At 31.6% G+C, this 453-nt stretch carries 1 pseudogene; it reads right to left on the reverse strand.

What is annotated here, in order from left to right:
- A pseudogene (locus HMPREF2704_RS11430) lies at positions 1-200 on the reverse strand (site-specific integrase); the annotation flags it as partial.
- Between the last annotated feature and the right edge of the window lie 253 nt (positions 201-453).

Here is a 453-nt window from a genome sequence, read left to right on the forward strand (position 1 = left end):
AAATTAAGAAACTTAACAACGTAAGAAAAGCGTTTATTCCCATCATCTGAAATCGACTTGATTCTTGAAGTAGATTTAACATAACGATGAAAATCAGTAAATTGTAAGTTGCCGTCATCGTGTTTCAGAACGATAAATTGCTTTGTCACGATGTTGTTATCACCTAAAACCAGTGAATGTTTATATACAACAAATCTCATGTTATCTCCTTGTTTAATATGACTGAAGGTTCTGACTGGGGTTTAGGATGTCAATACACAAAAAAACGATCAAATCAGTACCATTTTCCTTTGTGCTCTAAACTGCATAAAGGGAATATCGATGAGTACTTTCATTGATCGTTATTATTATTTAAATTAATTCAATAATAAAAGTAACTTCATCAAAGTAATAAGAGCAATTAATTAGCTCAGCAACAACGATAACCACAGCAACTCCTTCTAAACGATGAAA

Origin of the sequence: Streptococcus sp. HMSC076C09 (assembly GCF_001837905.1) — a bacterium.
In the GTDB taxonomy this organism is placed as follows: Bacteria; Bacillota; Bacilli; order Lactobacillales; family Streptococcaceae; genus Streptococcus; species Streptococcus parasanguinis_I.